Source organism: Rhizobium sp. TH2, from assembly GCF_024707525.1.
Classification (GTDB): domain Bacteria; phylum Pseudomonadota; class Alphaproteobacteria; order Rhizobiales; family Rhizobiaceae; genus Rhizobium_E.
Genome location: NZ_CP062231.1, coordinates 3492029 through 3513295, shown reverse-complemented (window position 1 = coordinate 3513295; position 21267 = coordinate 3492029). Strand labels below are relative to the sequence as shown.

At 61.6% G+C, this 21267-nt stretch carries 18 protein-coding genes; 3 read left to right on the top strand and 15 right to left on the bottom strand.

Annotation, left to right across the window (positions count from 1 at the left end; translation table 11 throughout):
• The first annotated feature begins 7 nt into the window (after positions 1-7).
• Positions 8-661 carry a class I SAM-dependent methyltransferase gene (locus IHQ71_RS17340; RefSeq protein ID WP_258157695.1) on the top strand — a complete coding sequence of 218 codons (654 nt, stop codon included), beginning with the start codon at positions 8-10 and terminating at the stop codon, positions 659-661.
• On the opposite strand, the gene IHQ71_RS17335 is transcribed toward IHQ71_RS17340, so the two are convergent.
• The 9 genes from IHQ71_RS17335 to IHQ71_RS17295 all read right to left on the bottom strand — a co-directional run bounded on the left by IHQ71_RS17335 (position 658) and on the right by IHQ71_RS17295 (position 12796).
• Positions 658-1806: a glycosyltransferase family protein gene (locus tag IHQ71_RS17335; RefSeq protein ID WP_258157694.1), complete on the bottom strand. Its 1149-nt coding sequence runs from the start codon at positions 1804-1806 to the stop codon at positions 658-660. The genes IHQ71_RS17340 and IHQ71_RS17335 overlap by 4 nt on opposite strands.
• Positions 1803-3050 carry a glycosyltransferase family 4 protein gene (locus IHQ71_RS17330; protein WP_258157693.1) on the bottom strand — a complete coding sequence of 416 codons (1248 nt, stop codon included), beginning with the start codon at positions 3048-3050 and terminating at the stop codon, positions 1803-1805. The genes IHQ71_RS17335 and IHQ71_RS17330 overlap by 4 nt, the downstream gene beginning before the upstream one ends.
• A gap of 6 nt (positions 3051-3056) precedes the next feature.
• Positions 3057-4268 carry a glycosyltransferase family protein gene (locus IHQ71_RS17325; RefSeq protein ID WP_258157692.1) on the bottom strand — a complete coding sequence of 404 codons (1212 nt, stop codon included), beginning with the start codon at positions 4266-4268 and terminating at the stop codon, positions 3057-3059.
• 85 nt (positions 4269-4353) lie between these two features.
• On the bottom strand, positions 4354-5535 hold the full coding sequence (locus tag IHQ71_RS17320; protein ID WP_258157691.1) for an ABC transporter permease: 1182 nt from the start codon (positions 5533-5535) through the stop codon (positions 4354-4356).
• Positions 5532-6530, bottom strand: coding sequence for an ABC transporter permease (locus IHQ71_RS17315; RefSeq protein ID WP_258157690.1), 999 nt, complete (start codon positions 6528-6530; stop codon positions 5532-5534). The genes IHQ71_RS17320 and IHQ71_RS17315 overlap by 4 nt, the downstream gene beginning before the upstream one ends.
• Before the next feature lie 2 nt (positions 6531-6532).
• Positions 6533-8446: an ABC transporter substrate-binding protein gene (locus IHQ71_RS17310; protein WP_258157689.1), complete on the bottom strand. Its 1914-nt coding sequence runs from the start codon at positions 8444-8446 to the stop codon at positions 6533-6535.
• Positions 8443-10335, bottom strand: a complete 1893-nt coding sequence (locus tag IHQ71_RS17305) for an ABC transporter ATP-binding protein (RefSeq protein WP_258157688.1) — start codon at positions 10333-10335, stop codon at positions 8443-8445. The genes IHQ71_RS17310 and IHQ71_RS17305 overlap by 4 nt, the downstream gene beginning before the upstream one ends.
• A gap of 152 nt (positions 10336-10487) precedes the next feature.
• Positions 10488-11453, bottom strand: a complete 966-nt coding sequence (locus IHQ71_RS17300) for a polysaccharide lyase (RefSeq protein WP_374989874.1) — start codon at positions 11451-11453, stop codon at positions 10488-10490.
• Positions 11450-12796: an adenylate/guanylate cyclase domain-containing protein gene (locus tag IHQ71_RS17295; RefSeq protein ID WP_258157687.1), complete on the bottom strand. Its 1347-nt coding sequence runs from the start codon at positions 12794-12796 to the stop codon at positions 11450-11452. Before IHQ71_RS17295 ends, IHQ71_RS17300 begins: the two co-directional genes overlap by 4 nt.
• Before the next feature lie 194 nt (positions 12797-12990).
• On the opposite strand from IHQ71_RS17295, the gene IHQ71_RS17290 reads away from it, so the two are divergent.
• Positions 12991-14391 (top strand): nucleotide sugar dehydrogenase, encoded by a 1401-nt coding sequence (locus IHQ71_RS17290; RefSeq protein WP_258157686.1) that lies wholly within the window; start codon positions 12991-12993, stop codon positions 14389-14391.
• Here IHQ71_RS17290 and IHQ71_RS17285 read toward each other — a convergent pair.
• Together IHQ71_RS17285 and IHQ71_RS17280 are read right to left on the bottom strand one after the other, a co-directional pair.
• A complete protein-coding gene (locus tag IHQ71_RS17285; protein WP_258157685.1) occupies positions 14381-15562 on the bottom strand; it encodes a DUF3095 domain-containing protein in 1182 nt (393 codons plus the stop codon). The two genes, IHQ71_RS17290 and IHQ71_RS17285, sit on opposite strands and share 11 nt — an antisense overlap.
• Positions 15563-15630: 68 nt before the next feature.
• Positions 15631-16470, bottom strand: coding sequence for an FkbM family methyltransferase (locus IHQ71_RS17280; protein ID WP_258162868.1), 840 nt, complete (start codon positions 16468-16470; stop codon positions 15631-15633).
• A gap of 118 nt (positions 16471-16588) precedes the next feature.
• On the opposite strand from IHQ71_RS17280, the gene IHQ71_RS17275 reads away from it, so the two are divergent.
• Entirely contained in the window at positions 16589-18250 is a 1662-nt protein-coding gene (locus IHQ71_RS17275) for an adenylate/guanylate cyclase domain-containing protein (RefSeq protein WP_258157684.1), read from the top strand.
• 3 nt (positions 18251-18253) lie between these two features.
• Here the strand turns inward: IHQ71_RS17275 and IHQ71_RS17270 are convergent, their stop codons facing one another.
• Genes IHQ71_RS17270 through IHQ71_RS17255 form a run of 4 tightly spaced genes read right to left on the bottom strand, consistent with a single transcriptional unit; the run spans position 18254 to position 21259 of the window.
• Positions 18254-18754 (bottom strand): GAF domain-containing protein, encoded by a 501-nt coding sequence (locus IHQ71_RS17270; protein ID WP_258157683.1) that lies wholly within the window; start codon positions 18752-18754, stop codon positions 18254-18256.
• A gap of 29 nt (positions 18755-18783) precedes the next feature.
• Complete coding sequence (locus IHQ71_RS17265) at positions 18784-19518, bottom strand: ABC transporter ATP-binding protein (protein WP_258157682.1); 735 nt, start codon at positions 19516-19518, stop codon at positions 18784-18786.
• Positions 19515-20351, bottom strand: coding sequence for an ABC transporter ATP-binding protein (locus IHQ71_RS17260; RefSeq protein WP_258157681.1), 837 nt, complete (start codon positions 20349-20351; stop codon positions 19515-19517). The genes IHQ71_RS17265 and IHQ71_RS17260 overlap by 4 nt, the downstream gene beginning before the upstream one ends.
• Complete coding sequence (locus IHQ71_RS17255) at positions 20348-21259, bottom strand: ABC transporter permease (protein ID WP_258157680.1); 912 nt, start codon at positions 21257-21259, stop codon at positions 20348-20350. Before IHQ71_RS17255 ends, IHQ71_RS17260 begins: the two co-directional genes overlap by 4 nt.
• Between the last annotated feature and the right edge of the window lie 8 nt (positions 21260-21267).

The following is a 21267-nucleotide window of genomic DNA, read 5'->3' as shown; positions in this document are numbered from 1 at the left end:
AAGCAGCATGAACGAGACAACCGATTGGCATGAAAACGCTTTCGACCTGATGCGGGGGGTCGCCGCTTATACCGGCAGCCCGCTTCTCAAGGGACTGTCCAAGGTCATGGCCCGGCATCCCGACGCCGATGTCGGCAATGCCTTCAATCACAAGCAGGTCGGGTGCAAGCTCTGGGGCAGGGATGCGCTGTTCGACACATTGGGCGGCCGCTATGGGCGGATTGTGATACTGGGCGGCTGGTACGGCATTCTCGCTTCGATGCTTTTCGATGACGATCGCTTCGAGATCGGAGCGGTCGACAGCTACGACATAGACCCCGGTGTTGGCAGCGTCGCCGAAACCCTGAATGGTGCCTGGGCCGACAGGTTCCGGGCGATCACCGCCGACATGTATCAATTGCCCTATGGCGAACTCGGGGCAGATCTCGTCATCAATACGAGCTGCGAACACATTGCCGACCTTCGGGCCTGGCTGACGTTGTTGCCTCGGGGTACGCGGGTGCTGCTGCAATCGAACGACTATTTCAGCGAGCCGACCCACATCAATTGCGTGCCGACCCTCGATGCCTTCGTCGATCAGGCGGGGCTGAGCGACGTCGCGTTTTCCGACTCCCTGCCGATGAAGAAATACACACGCTTCATGCTGATCGGCACCGTCTAGCGAAGCGGCATTTCGGCCAGGATTTCCGCTGTGCGTCTAGCGCCTTCGAGATCCAGCGAATGGGCCGCTCGGTCTCGGGATGCCAGCATCGCACCGATGGCGGCCGTCATTCCTTCGACGGAAAGGGTTTCTTCCTCCACAACAGCCGCAAGACCGAGTTTTTCCAGCCGCTCGGCGCGGATACGTTGTTCCGTTTCCCCTCCCGCCGTGAACGGGATCAGCACCGAACCGCAGCCGGCGCGAAGGATATCGCAAACGGTGTTGTAGCCTGCCTGCGAGACCGAGACGCGCGCCAGCGTTAGCAGGCTCGCGAAATCCTTGCGGAAACGGACGAGCCGGGCATTGGCGGGCAGCATCGTTTCGACGGCATCGTAATCCGCCTGCGGCAGGTTTGGCCCGGCGATGATGCACCACGTCAGTTCCTCGGGTAGACGAGAAGCCGCCCCTGTCGCAGCCCGCAGCAAGCCATTGCCCACCGCGCCGCCGCCTGCGGAGATGACGATATCGAACTGTTCGGAAGGCGGCACTGGGGGCGAGGCGCTGACCAGGCCGGTATAGACGATTTTGCCCGCGATTCCGTTTGCCAGCGGAAACGTCTCTTCTAGACGCACGAATGCCGGGTCGCCGTGCACCAGTACCCGGTCGAAATAGCGGTTCACCAGATCGACGCTTTCCTGGTCTCGCCCGGGCTTGGCCCGTTCCTGCAGGATGTCACGTAGGGAGCAGGCGACGAACGGCCGATCCGGCATCGATTTGATCTCGTCCAGGAGCGGTATCAGCTCGAACCGCACCTGTCGGCGTCCGAAGGGAAATGCCTCGATCATCACGATATCGGGCTTGGTGTCGCGCAACGCTTTCAGCAGCAGGTCGCGGCGCATTACCTCGAATGCTGCATTGATGGGTTTTCCCTCCGCATCGACAAGACCGGAAAATCCGGCGTCACCCGATGCGATCGGCGGCAGAGCGATATGGTTGACTTCAGGTCCGGGAAATCCATCGACCGGCATGCCCCCGGTGACCATGGTCACGTCGAGGCCGGATGCCGCCATCGCGCGGCCGATGCGGCTCGCGCGCGCCAGATGCCCGATGCCGAGGAGATGCTGGACATAGAACAGCACCCGACGCGGTCTGCGTTCGCCGCTCATGGCGTCTTCCGCCATTCCGCCTCGAAGAGCGACTTGAGCTGGCCGATACTGGTGTGGAAGTCGAAATCCGCCCGCACCCTTTGCTCGGCGGCCTGACCCAGGCGATGGCGCAAGGCCGGATTGCGGATCGCACGCTCCAGTGCCACGGCCAGCGCTTCCGCGTTCTCGGAGGGAACCAGCAGGCCGTTTTCGCCGTCGGTCAGAAGTTCCGGCACGCCTGAAATGTCGGTGGACAGGCAGACCAGTCCCTGGCTACAGGCCTCGACGATGACATTCGGCAGACCGTCGCGATCCCCATCCGGCGTGATCCGGCAGGCAAGCGCGAAGAGATCGCTGGCGCGATAGCTGGCGAGCACATCCTTCTGGTCCATCGCGCCACGCCATTCGAGCCTGTCGGCGATGCCATGCTCGTTGGCCTGCGTCTTCAGCGTCTTGATGATGTCGCCGTCGCCGATATGTTCGAACCGCCAATGGAGGTCGGCGGGAAGCAGGCTCAGCGCCTTGAGCAGGATATCGTAGCCCTTCTTCGGCACGGCACGGCCGACGCTGATGATGCGGGCGGGATTTGCAGGATCGCTGCCGTCACGTGCCGGGCGCTCGCCGTCGAAATGGCCGAAGCGCGCCAGATCGAGCCCGTGATAGCTCAGATGGACATTCGCGCGCGGGCCGCCGAGTCGCTTGAGATGCTCGTAGCCGGTCTTGGTGCAGGTCACAGTCCAGCGATTACCAGACAGTTTGCCGGCGAGCTCCCAGTCGGGCGAGGTCCAGATGTCCTTGGCATGGGCCGAGCAGGTCCAGGGAATGCCGGTCATCATGCTGGCATAGGCGGTTGCGGATGCCGGCGTGTGGATGAAATGGGCATGCAGCCAGCGGGCGCCCTCCGGCCATTCGGCAGCCAGCACCGCGGCCTGGCCGAAGCGGCGGATGCGGTTTCGGGTGCGGTCCTTGGCGAAGTCGCGCGCCAGTGCGCCGAGCGCCCTCCAGAAGCCTGGTTTCGGCAAGGTCTTCAGAACGGCCTTGATCACGCGGCCCGGTTCTTCGTGCAGGTATTCCGGCAGGTAAAGCACTGGCGCCTGGATTTCGTCATGCACCGGATGGCGCTTGGTGTCGGTGGGTCGGCGGAGTGCGACCAGCGACAGGTCGAAACCGGCCCGCTCGAGCCCGAGGATTTCCTGTGCGATGAAGGTTTCCGAAAGGCGCGGATAGCCTTTCAGCACGATTACGATCTTGCGTTTTTCAGGCAAACCGCATCATCCCTTGGCGATCGACAGATGGTCCGGATGGCGCCGGTCGAACAGTCCACCGACGATCTGCGATATATGCGGCAGTCCTTCGAGCCGGATGCTCTCGTGTGCGGTGATCGATGGCGGCTTCCGCACGAGCAGAGCCTTGAGCGCGCCTGCCAACACCATGGGATCTTCCGACTCTTCCGGTCGGAGCATGTCGATAAGGCCGAGCTCCGTGGCGCGCATCGCCCGGATCAGTTGCTCCTCGCGCGGCTGCACGCGCGGCACGATCAGCGCCGGCTTGTCGAAGGACAAGATCTCGCAATAGGTGTTGTAGCCTCCCATGGCAACGACGGCCTTGGCGCCGGCGACCAGCTCCTCCATGCGGTTGTCGAACTCTATGACCTCGACATAGGGTAGGGAGGAAGCCTTCTTGGCGAGCTTGATACGTTTCCTCGCCGGCATGTAAGGACCGAGAACCACCAGTGCCCTTTGCTGCAGGCTTCTGTCTTCCTTGTAGGCATTGAGCACATCACGGACGAGATCGGCGCCATCGCCGCCGCCGCCTGTTGTAACGAGGATATAGTCACCATGCGAACGCCGCGCGATCCGTTCCTCGTTTGGCACGCTGCGCTGCAGGAAGCCTACGAAGTTCATCTTGGCGCGCACGTTGTCCGGCACTTCGATGCCGACAAGCGGGTCATAGAAATCCGGCGGGCCGTAGACCCAGATATGATCGTAGAACTGCGCGATCTTCGGCATCACGTTCTTGCGCTTCCACTCCGCGTCCAGCAGGTGTGGCGCGTCCATCACCTCCCTGAGGCCGAGGATGAGCGTGGTGCCGCGTGTCTTGAGGTAGGTCAGCGTCGACTCGACCTCGCCCTTCATGCCGAGGGGTTCCTTGTCGACGATGAAGATGTCCGGCTGAAAGGTCTCCGCGGTATGGCGGATGATCGCCTCGCGCATCTTCAGCGTCTCGTCGAGATCCCTGTGGCGCTCCATCGATTCATATTCGCCGTTGCGCAGCTTGATCACGCTCGGGATCTTCACGAAATCGACGCGGGCGCGATAATCGAAGGCGCCGGCGATCGTGGCGCCCGAAATGATGAGAATCTCAAGGCCGCGATAATCCTCGACCAGCGCATGCGCGATCGTACGACAACGGCGCAGGTGGCCGAGGCCGAACGTATCGTGGCTGTACATCAGGATACGGGCGTCTTCGACACGCCGGCTCATTTCAGATGCTCCGGAACGCGTGCGGTCACAGTCTTCGCGTCCATGCGATTATCTAGAGCATGCTCTAGCATGTCGAACTCCACTTTCACTTATACGGATCGGCCGCGTCGCGCAGCCCGTCACCGAGGAAGTTGAAGGCCAGGATGACCAGGATGACCGGAATGATCGGGAAAAGCAGCCATGGATAGAAAGCGATGACGCTGACGCTGCGGGCCTCGGTCAGCAGGATGCCCCAACTGGTGATCGGCGCCCGCAATCCGAGGCCGAGGAAGCTGAGCGCCGTCTCGCCGAGGATCATTCCCGGAACGGCGAGCGTCGCCGTGGCGATCAGGTGCGACATGAAGCCGGGCACTAGATGGCGGCCGATGATGCGGCTCGGTTTCGCGCCCATCAGCTGGGCTGCCAGCACATAATCCTCTTCACGCAGCGACAGCAGCTTGGAGCGGACCGCACGGGCTAGGCCCGTCCAGTCAAGCAGTCCGAGGATCGCGGTGATGCCGAGATAGATCAGCATGGGACTCCATGTGACGGGCATGATGGCGGCGAGCGCCATCCAGAGTGGTATGCTCGGGATCGATTGCAGAACTTCTATGATCCGCTGCACGATCATGTCGAATATGCCGCCGTGGTAACCCGCGAGCCCGCCGATGACAATCCCAAGAGTGAAACTGACGATGATGCCGATCAGGCCGATGGTCAGCGAAATCCGGGCGCCGTAGAGGATTCTGGAAAAAACGTCGCGCCCCAGCCGGTCACTGCCGAGCAGGAAGAGCTGGCCGTCCTTAGCCGGGCAGACGACGTGGAAACTCGACTCCACCATGCCCCAGAACTTGACGGAATCGCCCGAGCAGAAGAAGCGCAACGGCTCGACCTTTTCGGGGTTGTCCCGGTAGACGCGCTTCAGAGTGTCCATATCCAGCGTCATATCCCGGCCATAGACGAAGGGGCCGATGAACTCGCCCTTGTCGAACAGATGGATTGCCTGCGGCGGCGTATGGATGAAGTCTACGTTGCGTGTGTGAAGGTTATAAGGCGCCAGGAATTCGACGATGGCGACCACGAAATAGAGCAGGAGGAGGAAGATCCCAGAGACGACCGCCAGCCTGTGGCGCTTGAACTTCCACCACATGAGCTTCAGTTGCGACGCCTTGAAGACGCGCTCCTGCTCTTGGGTCATCCCCTCGATGGAATAGGGATCGAACGGCGCATCCGACACGTAGTGCGTCATGGGCTCGCCGGCGTTTGGCAGTGGCGTGGTCGCTGTCATTTGGTGCTCCCGCCCTGCAGCCTGATACGTGGGTCGAGGAAGGCCAGCGCAATATCCGATATCAGCACGCCGATCACGGTCAGAAACGCCAGGAACATCAGGAACGATCCGGCCAGGTACATGTCCTGGCTCTGCAACGCCTTGATCAGCATCGGGCCCGTCGTTTCGAGCGACAGCACGATCGCGGTGATTTCAGCACCCGATATGATCGCCGGCAGGATCGAGCCGATATCCGATATGAAGAAATTCAGCGACATCCTGAGCGGATATTTGACGAGTGTCTTGAAGGGGTGAAGGCCCTTGGCGCGGGCCGTGACGACATATTGTTTCTGCAATTCGTCAAGCAGGTTGGCGCGCAGCTTCCTGATCATGCTGGCGGTGCCGGCAGTGCCGACGATGACCACCGGTATCCAGATATGTTCCAGGATCGAACTCGCCTTGGCCCAACTCATCGGCTCGGCCAGATATTTCTGGTCCATCAGATGGCCGATCGAGGTTCCGAACCAGATATTGGCGAAATACATCAGAATCAGCGCGAACATGAAGTTCGGTATGGCAATGCCAATGAGACCGATAAATGTCAGGCCGAAATCCGTCCAGCTATACTGGTGCGTCGCCGAATAGATGCCGATCGGGAAGGCGATGATCCAGGTGAAGATGATGGTGAAGAAGGACACCAGCATGGTCAGCCACAGCCGGTCGCCCACCACCTCGCTCACGGGCAACTGGTATTCGAACGAATAGCCGAAATCGCCGTGGAGCATGCCCGCCACCCAGTAGAAGTAGCGAATGACCGGGGGCTTGTCGAAACCGTATTCGGCGCGCAGTTCCGCGATCTCGGCCATGTCGACGTCCTCGCCCTGGGCAGCGAGATCGGCGATATAGCTTTCGAAATAATCGCCGGGCGGCAGCTCGATAATGGTGAAGACCAGTGCCGAGATGATCAGCAGGGTCGGGATCATGACGGCGATGCGCCAAAGGATGTATCGCAGCATCGTCAGCTCTCCACGCCAAGCCAGAAGCTATCCGGCATATAGACGCCGAGATAGCATGTGGGATCGAAACCGAAGAGCCCCTCCTCGGGCACGTTCTGGAGGCGCGCCGAGCGGAGTACGGGCTGGCGTGACGCGTTGACGATGCCGATCGAGAAGACCTGCTCGGAATAGATATCGAGCATTTTAGACCAGATGGCCGTGCGTTCGGCAGCATCGGTGGTCTGCTTCCACCTGCCCAGCAGCTCGATCAGTTCCTTTGCCTCGGGCATGTCAGGCGCCTTGCCCTTCTTCCCGTTCGACAGATAGTACATGCCCCAGACCGGCCATTGCAGCTGCTCGTCGGCCGTCGGTGCGAGCTGGCCGGGATTCATGTCGGCCGTCGGCACGCCGTTGTCGAGACCCGACCACATCGAGACCATGATCTGGCCGGCCATGGCGCGGTTGCGGAAAATGTCGCGCTGCGAGGTCTTGATGAACAGCGAGATGCCGATCTTTTTCCAGTGATCGGTCACCAGTTCGAGCACATCGGTCTCAAGCGTGCTCTCGCCCGCCGTCTCGACGATGATCTGCGCCAGCCGGCCATCGGGCAGCAAGCGGAAGCCGTCCTCATCGCGCTTGTCTAGGCCAGCTTCATCAAGGAGCGCGTTGGCCTTGTCCGGATCGTGGCTTGCCCAGGCGGTCTTGTATTGGGGCTTGAAGAGCGGGCTTTCCGGCAGGATCGTATCGGCGCTTTCAGCGGCCAGACCATAGAAAACAGCCTTGTTGATCTCGGTGCGGTCGATGGCCAGCGACAAAGCGCGCCTCACCCGGACATCCTGGAACAGCTTGCGCCAGACGTCGTCGGCACTGTTGAGGTTCGGCAGCATGGCGAGAAGCGCGCCTTGCGTCTTGGTCCAAAGGCTGACCTTGACCGGATAGCGCTTTTCCGAGTCCTTCAGGAATGCGTAATCCGTGAAGTCGATGCCGGTGAATTGCAGGTCGCTCTCGCCGACGCCGGTCTTGGCAGCAATGATCTCCGAGGAGCTTACATTGAGCAGCACACGGTCGATGTAGGGCAGTTGCAGGCCGTTCTCGTCGATCCGGTGAAAGAAGGGGTTGCGTTCGAAAACGAACTGTTCAGCCGGCGGCGCGGTGGTGTTGCGCCACGGGTCGAGCGTCGGCAGTTCCGGATTTTCCGGCCGGTAGCTGCGCGACATCTTGGTGTGGAGGTCCTTCCAATGCTTGGCGCGATATTGCTTGACGAGCGCGGCAAGACGGAACTCGTCCTGGTACTTCTTGTGGAATTGCTTGAGATAGGCCGCCGGCATGACCACGACGATCGGCTGCGGTGCTGCGAGCTTCGGCAGAAAATCCGGGTTCGGTGACGGCCATGTGTAGCGCACCGAGTATTTGTCGAGCACTTCGAAGACCGGCGGCTTGTCTCCGGCGAGGAGTTCGCGCGGCAGGCCGCCGCGTCGCAGGTCCTCGCTGAGGATGACATCCTCCCAGGCATAACGGAAGTCTTCCGATGTCAGATAGCCGCCGTCGGACCAGCGATGGCCTTCCCGTATCTTGAACGTGAAGATCCGGTCCTCGACGACCTCGAAGCTTTCCAGGACATCGGCATGCAGTTCCAGCTTCTCATCATAGCCGACGAGCCGTGCGTAACCGTTGATCGTCATCAGGCGCGTATCGCGCTGGCTGCCGACCAGAATACGAATTTCGCCGCCATAGCCGCCCGGCTTGCGACCGGTTTTCGCCATGTTGATGAGGCGGGGCTTCTTGGGCAGGCGGTCGATAATGTCGGGCAGGGCTGCTGCTCTCAGGCGCGGCCAGAGGAAAGTCGGTTCCCGTGCGACGTCGGGTACCTGCGCCTGCGCAAGGGCAGGCAGGCAGCTTGATGCCATCAGGCCGAGGAAGGTGCGCCGCTTGATCAATGCTGCAACTCCTTCACGTCGGCGCTTCGTCGTGCGAGCACGAGATGTCCTTCGCCGAGATCGGCAAAGGACAAGGCATCCTGTTCACCTTCGTCGCGGAACTGCGCGCCCCAGTTGCGTGTATCGCGGGCGCCGTTGGTCTTGAGAGCTGCGAAATCCAGCGGCCGGTCGAGGTCTGGGAAGGGCACCGCTGCCAAAAGCGACTTGGTATAGGGATGGATCGGTGTCTGCATCAGCGAATGACGCGGTGCGATCTCGACAATGCGGCCGGCGCACATCACCGCGATCCGGTCGGCCATGTAATCGACGACTGCAAGATTGTGGGAGATGAAGATGTAGGTGAGGCCGAGCTCGCTCTGCAGGTCCTTGAGAAGGTTTAGGATCTGAGCCTGAACCGAGACGTCGAGCGCCGAGACGGGTTCGTCGCAGATCAACAGGTCCGGGTTGAGCGCAAGCGCACGCGCGATGCCGACGCGCTGCCTCTGGCCCCCGGAGAGACCATGCGGATAGCGGTTGAGATGGCGCCGGCTGAGGCCCACCGCTTCGAGCAGTTCGACAACCTTGTCCTGGCGGGTCCTGGCATTGCCGCGATCATGAATCTCGAGCGGTTCGCTGACGATGTTCTGGATTGTCATGCGCGGGGACAGTGAGGCAACGGGATCCTGGAACACCATCTGGATATCCGCGCGCAGCGTCTTGAGTGCGTCCCCCTCAGCGTTGATGACATCGATGGGACTGCCTTCGCCGTTGAAGATGACGGAGCCCGAATCGGGCGTCACCGCGCGCATCAGGATTTTGCTCAATGTCGTCTTGCCGCAACCGCTTTCGCCGACCAGGCCCAGACATTCGCCGCGCATCACGTCGAAGCTGACGCCATCCACGGCGCGAAGCGGGGGCGTCGTGTCCTTGGCGAACCAGTTGGATTTGCGCGTGCCGTAGGTCTTGACGATATCACGAACGGAAAGCAGCACGCCATCTTCCTGGGCGGCTCTCGGCTTTTCCAGGTTCATCAGGCGGCTGGTGTCGACGGGCACTTCGCGGAGCGGTTTCAGGCGCTCGCCCGGTCCCATGTCGAAATGCGGCACGGCAGCCAGCAGCCCCTTGAGATAGGGGTGCGTGGGATTGCGGAAGATCTGTTCGACGGGACCGGCTTCCATGATCTCGCCGTGATAGATCACGACGACCTCGTCGGCGACATTGGCCACGACGCCGAGATCATGGGTGATCAGCAGCATAGCCATGTTGAGCTTCATCTGCAGCTCGCGAAGCAGTTGCAGGATCTGCGCCTGGATCGTCACGTCGAGCGCGGTGGTCGGTTCGTCGGCGATGAGCAGAGCAGGCCGGCAGATTAGCGCCATGGCGATCATCGCGCGCTGGCGCATGCCGCCCGAGAGTTCGAACGGATACATGTCGTAAGCCCGCTTCGGGTCATTGAAACCCACGAGCCCGAGCATCTCCTCCGTTGCCGCGCGGCGCTGGGCGCCCGTGTCCTCGGTGTGGATCTTGAGGACTTCGGATACCTGGTTACCGATCGTGTGGAGCGGTGACAGCGAGGTCATCGGCTCCTGGAAGATCATTCCCATCCGGTCGCCACGAATGGCACGAATTTCACGACCGTCTCGCGGTAACGCCAGCAGGTCGATAGCTCCGGAGGACGATGCGGGATCGTTGAACAGGATCTTGCCGCCGACGCTGGCGGTATTCGGCAAAATGCCCATAACCGCCTGGCTGATAACGGATTTTCCGGAACCGGACTCGCCGACCAGAGCCGTGACCTTGCCAGGCAGGACGCGCAGATCCGCCCGCTTCACGGCATCGACCTTGCCACCAAGCAGGGCGAACGAGATACTAAGGTTCTCGACCCTCAGGAGGTCGGTTGCCGACGCCATGGTTGCTGGCCTTCCATCATTTCACGTAAATTCTGTGTTCCCCGGAAAAATGCTAGCCCACTAAAGAGGCGGAGTCCATTGTCCGGCCACGGCAATTTTTTTGCCAGGGTCGTGATGGTCGAGGGGATAGGAAGCGTTGGGAACGAGATCGGCTAGCGGACCAGAGCGCAGGCAGCCTGGTCGCGCAGCACGTCGGCACAGTCGGGGCTGCGGCGGAAGTCGTCGTAATAGAGTGTCCATTCGGTCGAGCTTGCGGCCCTGTATGGACCGAATTTGAAATACTGATTGTCGCCTAGCGGCGGGTCGTTATGGCCGATATAGCCCTTGATCGTGACCACCCATTTGTTGTTGGCAAAGATCTCGATATGGCCGGTGCCATCGGGGCCCGGCTTGGTCATGATGGCAAAATCGATCCAGCCCGAATCCGGCGACGGCAGCTTGTTGCCGCGATCGATTACAGTGATCTTGTCCGTGCAGGCATTGAATAGCCCGCCGTCTTCGCCTTCCCAATTGCCGTCCGTCGCCACCAGCGCGCGCATCTGGTTGGTTTCGGGACGAAGCCAGACCGGCGTCTGGCCTTCGCCGCATTGTGCCGGCGTGCCTTTCGGCTGGAGCGAGACCGGCGCGAAGTGATTGGCTTCGACCGTGGCGAAGAGCTTGCCTTTGCGCAGCCTCAAGGCCAGGAACGGGCTGAAATCGCCCGGTGCGCCGGGATCGATCTCGCGCTTCCACTGGGCAATCAGATAACGGTGGTCATCCCGAGGGATCGGATCGGCGAATTTTACCGCGAAGCCATACCAGACGGCCTGGTCATAGGGCACGCGCAGCTGCGGTTTTTCCCAGATTTCCGCCCGCTCGGAGCAATCTTCACGATTGATACCACAACCCGGGCGAACGGTGAGCTTCAGCGCTCCGCCGCCGTCAAGCGTCACGTCCTTCTGGAACTCGACCTGGCCGGAGCGCTGCTCGGCATTGTTCTTGTAATATAGGCCGCCGGCGGCCGAGAAATCGGCGCCGTCGAAATTGTCGAAAAGCTTTGCACTCGTGTCCTCTGCGATCGCCTCGGCGCTTGAAAGTACGGACGCTAGAAACATGGCGATCGCGATTGCCTTCTTCATTGCAAGAAATTCGGTCCCGGCAGTGTTGGTTTCTGCTGGCGCGTGTTGCGGTAGAGCAGCATCACATGTTCTGCTTCAGAGCGCACATCGTGTCCATTACTTTCTGCAAGCTCGATGCCGGACATCGTCATGTTGCTTTCGCTCGGCATCAACACCGTGACCTTTTCCTCGACGCCGCGCAGGCGCTTCTCGCCGAGCGTCACCCAGTCGCCGCCGCAATAGGTGGCGAAGGCCTGGCTGGCGATCACCGTCTGGCCAAGCGTCTTGGTCAGGCCCTGCAGGCGCTGCACCTCGTTGACCGCGCCGCCGAAAGCCGAGAAGGTCAGCCGGTCCTTGAGCCCGACATTCCCATACATCACGTTGCCGACATGCAGGCCGATGCCGTAGCGGATCTCGCCAAGGCGGTTCTGCTTGCGGTCGGCATTGAGTTCGGCCATGCGGGCATTGGCCTCCCGCACGGCAGCCATAGCCGCCTGGGTGGCGACCTCGGACGGTTCGCGATGCCTGTCACAGGGGTAGACGGCAAGGAAGCCGTCGCCCATGAAGCTCAGGATCTCGCCACCGTTCTTGTTGAAGGGCGCGGCGATCGCGTCGAAGAAGACGTTGAGGGTGTCGATGTAAACCTGTCGGCCAGACTTCTCGGCGAGCACGGTCGATTGGCGCATGTCGCCCATGACAAGTGCCGCGCGGATGGTCTCGCCATCGCCGCGACGAACCTGGCCTGACAGCACGCGCTGGCCGGCATTGCCGCCGAGATAGGTGGTGACCATGTTGTCGGCGAGCTTGCTAAGCACGGCCATCTTGGCGGCAACCGCGAGGTCGTTCTGAATATGCAGCAGCGCGTCGATGACCTCGTCGCCGAAGCCGCCCGCCGCGTCGGTGGTCCATGATCCGACCATGCCGCGCGTCGTGTCCTCGCCGAAGGATTCGACGAAGGCGAGATAATCCGTGCCGCCCATTTCCTTGAGATCGTCGAAAATGCCGAATTCCGAAGACGTCATCGGATCGATCCGGCGCCTCAGATGCGGCAGGCCGTTGCTCAAAAGATAGAAGTAGGGGCTCCTGATGAACCGGTCCTTCTCGCCGTCACTGGTTGCCGGACGAAAGCCTTCGACGCTCACCCCCTTGCCCTTGATCCAGGTGAAGCCGAGCGCGTCATAAAGCGGATGAAGCATGGAAAAACTCAGATGAACCCGGAGCAGCGGGACGCCAGCGGCGGCCAGTCGCTCGCAAAGACCATGCACCAGCCCTTCGAGGTCGCTGCCGCCGAGGGCCGATTGCTGGAGCCAGTGCGATACACGCTCGATGAGGGATTCAGAAATATTTGCACGGGGAATAATCATTGTTTTATCTGGTCTTTCTGCCAACCAGCGCCAGGCGTCGCGCGTCGAAGCTGGAACATGTCACCCGGCGCAACCGATCGATCGCGTCGCGCTGCAATATAAGTACGCGTCCGAGGCAAAGCCAGTTGCGAGGCCTAAACTTTACGTAGATTTACAAAAATCAATTCTCCGGCACTGGAGCCGGCGCCCTTGACATGGTGCAGGCGAAGCCGCAACTGAAACGTCACAATCCCACGCCGAGAGCCACGACATTGACGGACACGCCTTCCCCTTTCGATACCCTCCTCGCGAGCATTTCCGGGCGTCTAGCGCGCGTCGGCGTGATCGGTCTCGGCTATGTCGGGCTGCCGCTGGCGATGACCGTGGCGCGCAGCGGATTTCCGGTGACGGGCTTCGATATCGATCCCGGCAAGATCACGATGATCGAGGCGGGGCAGTCCTATATCGACGCGGTTTCGCACCAGGTGCTTTCAACGCAGACGTCGTCGGGTCGATTCCGGGCGACCACGGATTTCGCCGAACTTGGGACGTGTGATGTCATCGTCATCTGCGTGCCGACGCCGCTGACCAAGCACCGCGATCCGGACCTCTCCTTCGTCACCAAGACAAGCGGGTCGATTGCCACCGCATTGCGGCCCGGCCAGTTGATCGTGCTTGAATCGACGACCTATCCCGGCACGACGGATGGTGTGGTAAGGCCGATACTGGAGGAGACCGGCCTCAAATCCGGCCGGGACTTCTTCCTCGGCTTTTCGCCGGAGCGCGAAGATCCGGGCAACAAGGATTTCGAGACATCGACGATCCCCAAAGTGGTCGCCGGTGATGGCGCCGAGGCTGCCGTCCTGATGGAAGCCTTCTATGGCGTTGCCGTGACCACCGTTGTGCCGGTTTCCACCACTGCCACGGCCGAAGCCGTCAAGCTCACCGAGAACATCTTCCGCGCGGTCAACATCGCGCTCGTCAACGAACTCAAGGTCGTCTACGAGGCGATGGGGATCGACATCTGGGAAGTGATCGACGCCGCCAAGACCAAGCCTTTCGGCTATATGCCCTTCTATCCCGGCCCTGGGCTCGGCGGTCATTGCATTCCGATCGATCCTTTCTACCTGACCTGGAAATCCCGCGAATACGAATTGCCCACCCGCTTCATCGAACTTGCCGGCGAGATCAATTCCGCCATGCCCAGGCATGTGGTGGATCGGCTTGCCGAAGCGCTCGACATCCGCGCCGGCAAGGCACTCAGCCGGTCGCATGTGCTGGTGATCGGCCTCGCCTATAAGAAGAACGTGCCAGATATCCGCGAAAGCCCGTCACTCAAACTGATCGAGTTGATCGAGGCGCGGGGCGGGCAAGCCAGCTATCACGATCCGCATGTGCCGAAAGTGCCTTCGACGCGCGAGTATGGCCACCTCAAGGACCGGCCATCCGTGGCATTGACGCCGGAAGCGGTTTCCGGGTTTGACGCGGTGCTGATCGCCACCGATCATGATGGCATAGATTATGCCGTGCTCGCCGAATGGGCGCAGATCGTGGTCGACACGCGCAATGCCTTCGGCCGCCGCAAGATCAGCGGCGACAACATCGTCAAGGCGTAGCGACGGCTTTCACCAGGACAGGCGCCTTGCCCTTGAGCTGGGCTGCCGCAAGCGCGTAGCCACCAGCCGCGCCATCGACGAAGTGCATGTGGTCGCGCTGCATCGGGTTGACAACGAAGCATGTCATCAAGGCCGCGTCCTGGCGGTGGATGCCGTAGCGGCAAGCCGCCGATCGCGCCGCGTCTTCCAATCGCTCCTCGATCATCGCCAGCCGGGCCTTGTCGACATCGACGGTCATCTTCAGCCCGTCGTCGAACTTGCGGAAATCGCTGTTGGCGGAGACGTCGCTCTTGTAGCGGCGTCCGTCGAAATCACCGAGCTTCATGTTGAAGTATGCGAGGCCGTTGCCGAGGGCATATTCCATCATCGCTTTCAGCTTCGCTTTCAGCCGCTGGCCTTTGGGCGCGCGTACGCGTGCCTCGAGTTCCAGGCCCGCGCTGGTCAGGCCTGGTGTCGGGCCCTCGGCGGGGACGGGGTGACCGCCGCGTTCCTCGCTTGCGGCGATGGCGACAATGCCATTGATCAGTTCGCGAAATGCGGCGGCGTCCTGCGCCGGGCCAGGGACCGCGATGATCGAGACGATCTCGCCATGGCGCGAAGGGATCGGGCTCCAGCGGCACGATAGTCCGTTCAGGTCTGGTCGCACCGTCGCCGGGGCGGCGGGCACGCTGAACTGGCCCTCCTTCATGCGTGCCTCGGCCCAGCTTGCCCCGCCACCCGCGAACATCGCGTAGGAGGCATGTTCGCTGGCCTTGAATCGAGCGACGAGGACGTCGAGACCTTCGGCGCGGATATCCTTCAGGGGCACGACGGCACCGCGAAGGCTGAGTGCCAGCTCCTCATCCGCCCAGGTTCGCACAGCCGCGATTGCAGCGCGCGCCTTCTCGATGCCGGATGGCGGTACGGCGACGGTCGCGCCATCGCCGCCGAAGACGAAGGGGAGATCCTGGCTTCCGACGGCATTGAGCACGGCGGAAATGATACTGGCGCCGGCCATGTTGACTGATTTGTAGCTGCCGGCCTTGATAGCGCCGGTGGAATCGACGATGTCGCCGGTCACCAGCGCCCAATCGTGGGGCAATGGTCGATAGTTGCCGAGATCGGTGACGCCCCCGAATTCCTCGAAGACCGGTATCTGGCTGAAAAATTTGTCGCTGTCGCTCTCCACCATGCAGGCAATCTAGCATGATCGTCGACGCGATGCGATCACAGTTGCGTGGCGTAGAAAGCTTCTTTTCGCTAGGGGATGAGAAGGATGTCGAACTGCTCGCGATCCACGGGGATATCGACGACCTTTATCCGCGCCATGCTGTCGTCGTTGAAAAAGACAAGGCAATCATCGTAATAGCCAGCCAAAAACGCAACGAATTCTGCAGCCTTTTCAGCGCCGTAAAATTCGGACGTGAATTCGCTATGCACCGGGACGTGACGTTCGAAGAGTGACGTCATGGACCGGCAGGCGATGGGCTCGTAGCCCTCGATATCCATCCAGACAAGGCCGACATCTGCTTCGGCAATGCCGGCGCCTGCCAGAATTGCCGGCACCGGCCTTGCCGGGACCGCCATCTTGATGTCGGCCGCACTGCGAGAATTCGGGCTGCTCTTGCCGTGATTGCTCGGATGCAGGAAGAAGTCGATCTGGCCTTCGATGTCGCTTGCCGCGCAATTGATGGGCACAACGAGTTCATCAAAGCCGTTCTGGGTGATATTCTCAGCGAGAAGCTCAAAATTGCGCGGATCCGGCTCGATGGTGACGATGCGCCCGAAGGCGCCAGTCAGCGCGAAATAGATGGTATGGGTGCCGATATTGCCGCCGATCTCCAGCAGCGTCTTGCCCTCGACGCTCAAGCCCAGCGAATTGAGATGCCGCATAAGCCGGTCGACATGATCGCGATCGAAATGGCCCTTCACGAAGACGCTGCGGCCGAGATAATCGGCAGGGGAGAAGGTGATCAGGTGATCGCCATTGTCCACCGTGATGAAGCGGGTGCGCGCGCCAATTGCCTTGATGAGCAGATCGCGGCCGTAGCGCGTATCGAAAAAGCGGCTGGCGAGCCTGTCGCGCAATCGGCGGAACATCCGGGTCAACTGTCATCCATTCAGTTAAATCACCGTTCGCATTTAGCAAATTGCAGGAATATTGCTACAGGACAAACCGATCGAATAGGTTCGCTTCGAGGAAAGCAGGGCGTCCGCAGTGTCCATTACGAGCACCATTACCAAATCAAGGGTGCATATCGCATCGGGGCTAGTGCTTGCGTTTTTCGTCGCTGGTCATTTCATCAATCATTCACTGGGCATCAGCTCGATCGAGCGGATGGAGGCGGGTCGCGCCGGCTTCAACATTCTCTGGCGCAGCATACCCGGCACGATCCTGCTCTATGGCGCGTTGCTCAGCCATTTTGCGCTGGCGCTTGATGCGCTCTGGCGGCGCGGCAGTCTGCGCATGCCGGTTGGCGAAGCGCTGAAGATCCTGTTTGGCCTGGCGCTTCCTTTCCTGCTCGCCGAGCACGTGATCGCCACCAGGCTGGAATTCTCGCTAACCGGCTATGTCAGGGGCTATACGGAAGTGCTTCGATCGATGTGGGTGTCGAACGGCACGGTGGCGTTTTACACTGCGGCTCTGGTGATTGCCTGGGCGCATGGCTGTCTCGGCATGTGGTTCTGGCTGCGTGGCAAGGTATGGTTCCAGCGCGTAGCGCCCATCTTCCACATGATCGCCGTGATCGTGCCGGTTCTGGCGATCCTCGGCTTCTATTCGGGCATGCATGCCTCTGCACTTGCAGCGCCAACTCCGAACACGGAAGCAGGGCTGCCGCTGCGAACGCTTTACCGCATCATCTACAGTTTCTACGCGGCTTTCCTGCTGGTTATCGCCGGTGTCATCCTCGTCAAGTTCATCCCACAGCGGAACAAGATCCGTATCCGTTATGCCGGCGGCAGGACCGTGGCGGTCAATCCGGGCCTAAGCATTCTGGAGGCGAGCCGGTCGGCGGGCATTCCGCATGTCTCGGTCTGCGGCGGGCGCGGGCGCTGTTCGACCTGTCGCGTGCAGATACTCGACGGGCTGGATGGGCAACCGGCGGTCGAGGCGAGGGAGGTGGCGACGCTCAGGAGCATCGGGGCGGGTGGCGATGTGCGGTTGGCCTGCCAGTTACGGCCCAGCCATGATCTCACAGTGCTGCCGCTCGTCGATGTCGGCTCAACGTTACACGCCGCCCGGCAGGCGCCGAACGCGGTTGCCGGGCAGGAACGCATGGTGGCGGCACTGTTCTGCGACCTGCGGTCCTTCACCCAGCTATCCGAGAAAAAACTGCCCTACGACGTGGTGTTCCTGCTCAACCGCTATTTCACGGTGGTCGATCAGGCGGTGGAATCATCGGGCGGCATGGTCGACAAGTTCATCGGCGATGGTGCCATTGCATTGTTCGGCATCGAGACGTCCTATGCTCAGGCCTGCCGGCAGGCGCTGCAGGCGGCCGTCAAGCTGGCGGAAGGGATCGAGAAACTCAACGCCTCTTTCAGTGCCGAGCTCGATGCGCCGTTGAGGATCGCGATGGGCCTGCATGCCGGGCCGGCCATCGTCGGCCGGATGGGTCACGGCAAGGCCACGTCGCTGACCGCGATCGGCGACACGATCAATACGGCAAGCCGGCTCGAGGGTCTGGCCAAGCAGAAGAATGTCGAACTGGTCGTCTCCGCCGATCTGGTCAAACTCGCCGGCGTCACGTTCCCCGGCCACGAGGTCGAGGAACTGGAAATCCGTGGTCGTGCCGCGACACTGGAGACGTGGATCGTTCTGAAGGCGACCGATATTTCGGCCGCTCTCGCGAATCCGGCCGCGCCAGCGATGGCCTGAATATCAGGCCGAACGGCCGGCCGCGAGGAAGGCCAGCCGCGCCGGCAGTTTCAGCAGTTCGGACGCCTTGACCCGCTCCGGCGTGTAGTGATGCGCCACATCGAGGCAGTTGACCGTGCCGAGCAGTTCGCCGCCCACCACGACGGGGATGTTGACGACGGACTGGCACCCGAGCGAATCGATCAGCTCGTAATCCGGAAACACCTTGGCGATGTCTTCGATCGTATTGGCGACGAAGGACTTGCGCTCCTTGTGGACGATATCGAACCAGCTGTCGTAGCGGATCGGCTTGGTGCCGGAGGAGGGGTAGTTGACCGGATCGGAGGTATAGGCGCGGCGTGCGACTTCGTTCTTCATGTCGACGGTCATGGTAGTGAAGAGCTTTGCGCCGATCACTTTTCGCGCCAGCGTCTCAAGTGCAATCCAGGGCGCGTCGGCGCGCGTATCATTGGCAATTGCTTCGTCGAACGCGGCCAGTGCCGCGGCAAAATCCTCGTTGGTCATTATTTGTCGGTCCTTCATGCTGGCCGTCATTAGTGCGTGACGGCGATATCGATCAGTTCGCGGGAATAGGGGTCGATCAACTCGCCTCGCTTGAGCTGGGCGACGTCGGCCACCTCGACGATGCGGCCATGCCGCATCACGGCCAGCCGGTCGCAGAGGAAGGAGACGACCGGCAGGTTGTGGGTCACCATGAGATAGGTGAGGTTGCGCTCGCGGCGGAGCCGCTTGAGGAGATTGAGAATCTCCGCCTGTACCGAGACATCGAGCGCCGAGGTCGGCTCGTCGAGCAGCATCAGCTTGGGCTCGAGGATCAGAGCGCGCGCGATCGCCACGCGCTGGCGCTGGCCGCCGGAGAGCTGATGGGGAAAGCGGAACCGGAAGCGGCGATCGAGCCCGACCGAAGTCAGCACCTCCTCGACCTTGGTGTCCTGATTGCCGATGCCGTGGATTGAAAGCGGTTCGGACAGGATCGCATCGACCGTCTTGCGCGGATGCAGCGAGCCATAGGGATCCTGGAACACCATCTGGCAGGTGCGCGAGAAGGCGCGGTCGATGCCGTGGCTGCGCTGCTGGCCATAGGCCGAGATCGAACCCTGCCATTCGGGCGCGAGGCCGGCGATCGCTTTCAGCACGGTGGATTTGCCGGAGCCGCTCTCGCCGACAAGAGCAAAACTCTCGCCTTCGAGGATGTCGAGATTGACCCCGTGCGTGATCTGCGTGCGGCCGTAGAAGACGTCGAGATTCTTGAGGGTGAGTGCACTCATGTTCCGGCCCATGCGCTGCGGTCGAGGACGGGAAGTTCCTCGCGGGTTTCATCGAGGCGGGGGACGGCGGAGATCAATGCGCGCGTATAAGGATGGGTCGCGTTCATCAGTTCGCCAGCCTTGCATTCCTCGACGATGCGGCCGGAATTCATCACCACGATGCGGTCGCAATAGCTGGAGACGAGGTTGAGGTCATGGCTGATGAAGATCAGGCCCATGCCCTTGCGCCGCACCAGTTCGTCGATGATATCCAGCACCTGTGCCTGCACTGACACGTCGAGCGCCGACGTCGGCTCATCGGCGATCAGGATATCGGGCTCCGGGATCAGCATCATGGCGATCATCACCCGCTGGCCCATGCCGCCCGAGAGTTCGTGCGGATAGAGCCGCGCCACCCGCTCGGGATCGGAAATCCGAACTGCCTCAAGCATCGACAGCACCCGGGCGTGGATGTCGCGCGCCGCGAGCTTCTGGTGAGTTCGCAGCGCTTCGGCGATCTGTTCCTTCACGGTCATGACCGGGTTGAGCGAGAATTTCGGGTCCTGCATGACCATGGAAATGCGGGCGCCACGGATGGCGCGCATCTGCCGCTCGGATTGCTTCAGGAGATCAATGCCGTCGAAATCCAGTCGTTTGGCGGTGACTTTGCCCGGCGCACGGATCAGCTTGAGGATCGAGCGGCCGGTCATCGACTTGCCCGAGCCGCTTTCGCCGACGATGCCGAGGCGCTCGCGGCCGAGCGAGAAGGAGACGTCGCGCACGACATCGATCGGCCCGCGTGGCGTCGGGAAGGTCACATGCAGGCCTTCGACGGTGAGAAGCGGCGCGCTCAATGGCCTTCTCCGCTTTTCGGGTCCAGCACATCGCGCAAGCCATCGCCCAGGAAGCAGAAGCCGAGGCTGACGATGATGATGGCGAAGCCCGGCATGGTGGCGACCCACCACTGGTCGAGAATGAAGGACCGTCCGCGCGCGATCATCGCGCCCCATTCGGGCAGCGGCGGCTGGGCGCCCAGTCCGATGAAGCCGAGGCCCGCCGCGGTCAGGATGATGCCGGCCATGTCGAGCGTCACGCGGATGATCATCGACGACGTGCAGAGTGGCAGGACATGGCCGAGAATGACCCGTAGCGCTGAGGCGCCTTGAAGCCGAACAGCGGCGATGAATTCCGAATTCTTGAAGGTCATCGTCTCGGCGCGGGCGATGCGGGCATAGCCCGGCCAGGAGGTGATGGCGATGGCGATGATGGCATTTTCGATGCCCGGGCCGAGTGCTGCAACCAGCGCCAGCGCCAGGATCAGCTTTGGCATCGAGAGGAAGATATCGGTGATGCCCATCAGGATGCGATCGACCCAGCCGCCGAAATAGCCGGAGACCGCGCCGATGATCAGCCCGGCGGGCGCGGCCAGCACCGCGACGATGATGACGATCGCCAGCGTGATGCGGGCGCCGAAAACCACGCGCGACCAGATGTCTCGGCCGAGTTCATCCGTTCCCATCCAGTTCGCGCCGGATGGCGGCAGCAGGCGGGCGGTGAGATCCTGCGTCAGCGGGTCATGGGTGGCGATCCACGGCGCGAAGATTGCGGTCAGGATCAGCACTAGGATAATGACGAAGCCGACCATGGCGAGCGTATTGCGCGAAAGCGCACCTGATATGCGGTAGAAACGGCTCAGCCGCGCCTGCATGCGCGATCCGGGGCTGTCGGCGGTCAACCAGTTCTGGACATCGGCAAAAGCCATGGGAAACT

Excerpts from the sequence above, each read along its gene's own strand:
- IHQ71_RS17340 (WP_258157695.1), top strand. The coding sequence starts at position 8 with ATGAACGAGACAACCGATTGGCATGAAAACGCTTTCGACCTGATGCGG.
- IHQ71_RS17335 (WP_258157694.1), bottom strand. The coding sequence starts at position 1,806 with ATGAGCGGCGAACGCAGACCGCGTCGGGTGCTGTTCTATGTCCAGCAT.
- IHQ71_RS17325 (WP_258157692.1), bottom strand. The coding sequence starts at position 4,268 with ATGAGCCGGCGTGTCGAAGACGCCCGTATCCTGATGTACAGCCACGAT.
- IHQ71_RS17320 (WP_258157691.1), bottom strand. The coding sequence starts at position 5,535 with ATGACAGCGACCACGCCACTGCCAAACGCCGGCGAGCCCATGACGCAC.
- IHQ71_RS17315 (WP_258157690.1), bottom strand. The coding sequence starts at position 6,530 with ATGCTGCGATACATCCTTTGGCGCATCGCCGTCATGATCCCGACCCTG.
- IHQ71_RS17305 (WP_258157688.1), bottom strand. The coding sequence starts at position 10,335 with ATGGCGTCGGCAACCGACCTCCTGAGGGTCGAGAACCTTAGTATCTCG.
- IHQ71_RS17300 (WP_374989874.1), bottom strand. The coding sequence starts at position 11,453 with ATGAAGAAGGCAATCGCGATCGCCATGTTTCTAGCGTCCGTACTTTCA.
- IHQ71_RS17295 (WP_258157687.1), bottom strand. The coding sequence starts at position 12,796 with ATGATTATTCCCCGTGCAAATATTTCTGAATCCCTCATCGAGCGTGTA.
- IHQ71_RS17290 (WP_258157686.1), top strand. The coding sequence starts at position 12,991 with ATGGTGCAGGCGAAGCCGCAACTGAAACGTCACAATCCCACGCCGAGA.
- IHQ71_RS17285 (WP_258157685.1), bottom strand. The coding sequence starts at position 15,562 with ATGGTGGAGAGCGACAGCGACAAATTTTTCAGCCAGATACCGGTCTTC.
- IHQ71_RS17280 (WP_258162868.1), bottom strand. The coding sequence starts at position 16,470 with ATGTTCCGCCGATTGCGCGACAGGCTCGCCAGCCGCTTTTTCGATACG.
- IHQ71_RS17270 (WP_258157683.1), bottom strand. The coding sequence starts at position 18,754 with ATGACCAACGAGGATTTTGCCGCGGCACTGGCCGCGTTCGACGAAGCA.
- IHQ71_RS17265 (WP_258157682.1), bottom strand. The coding sequence starts at position 19,518 with ATGAGTGCACTCACCCTCAAGAATCTCGACGTCTTCTACGGCCGCACG.
- IHQ71_RS17255 (WP_258157680.1), bottom strand. The coding sequence starts at position 21,259 with ATGGCTTTTGCCGATGTCCAGAACTGGTTGACCGCCGACAGCCCCGGA.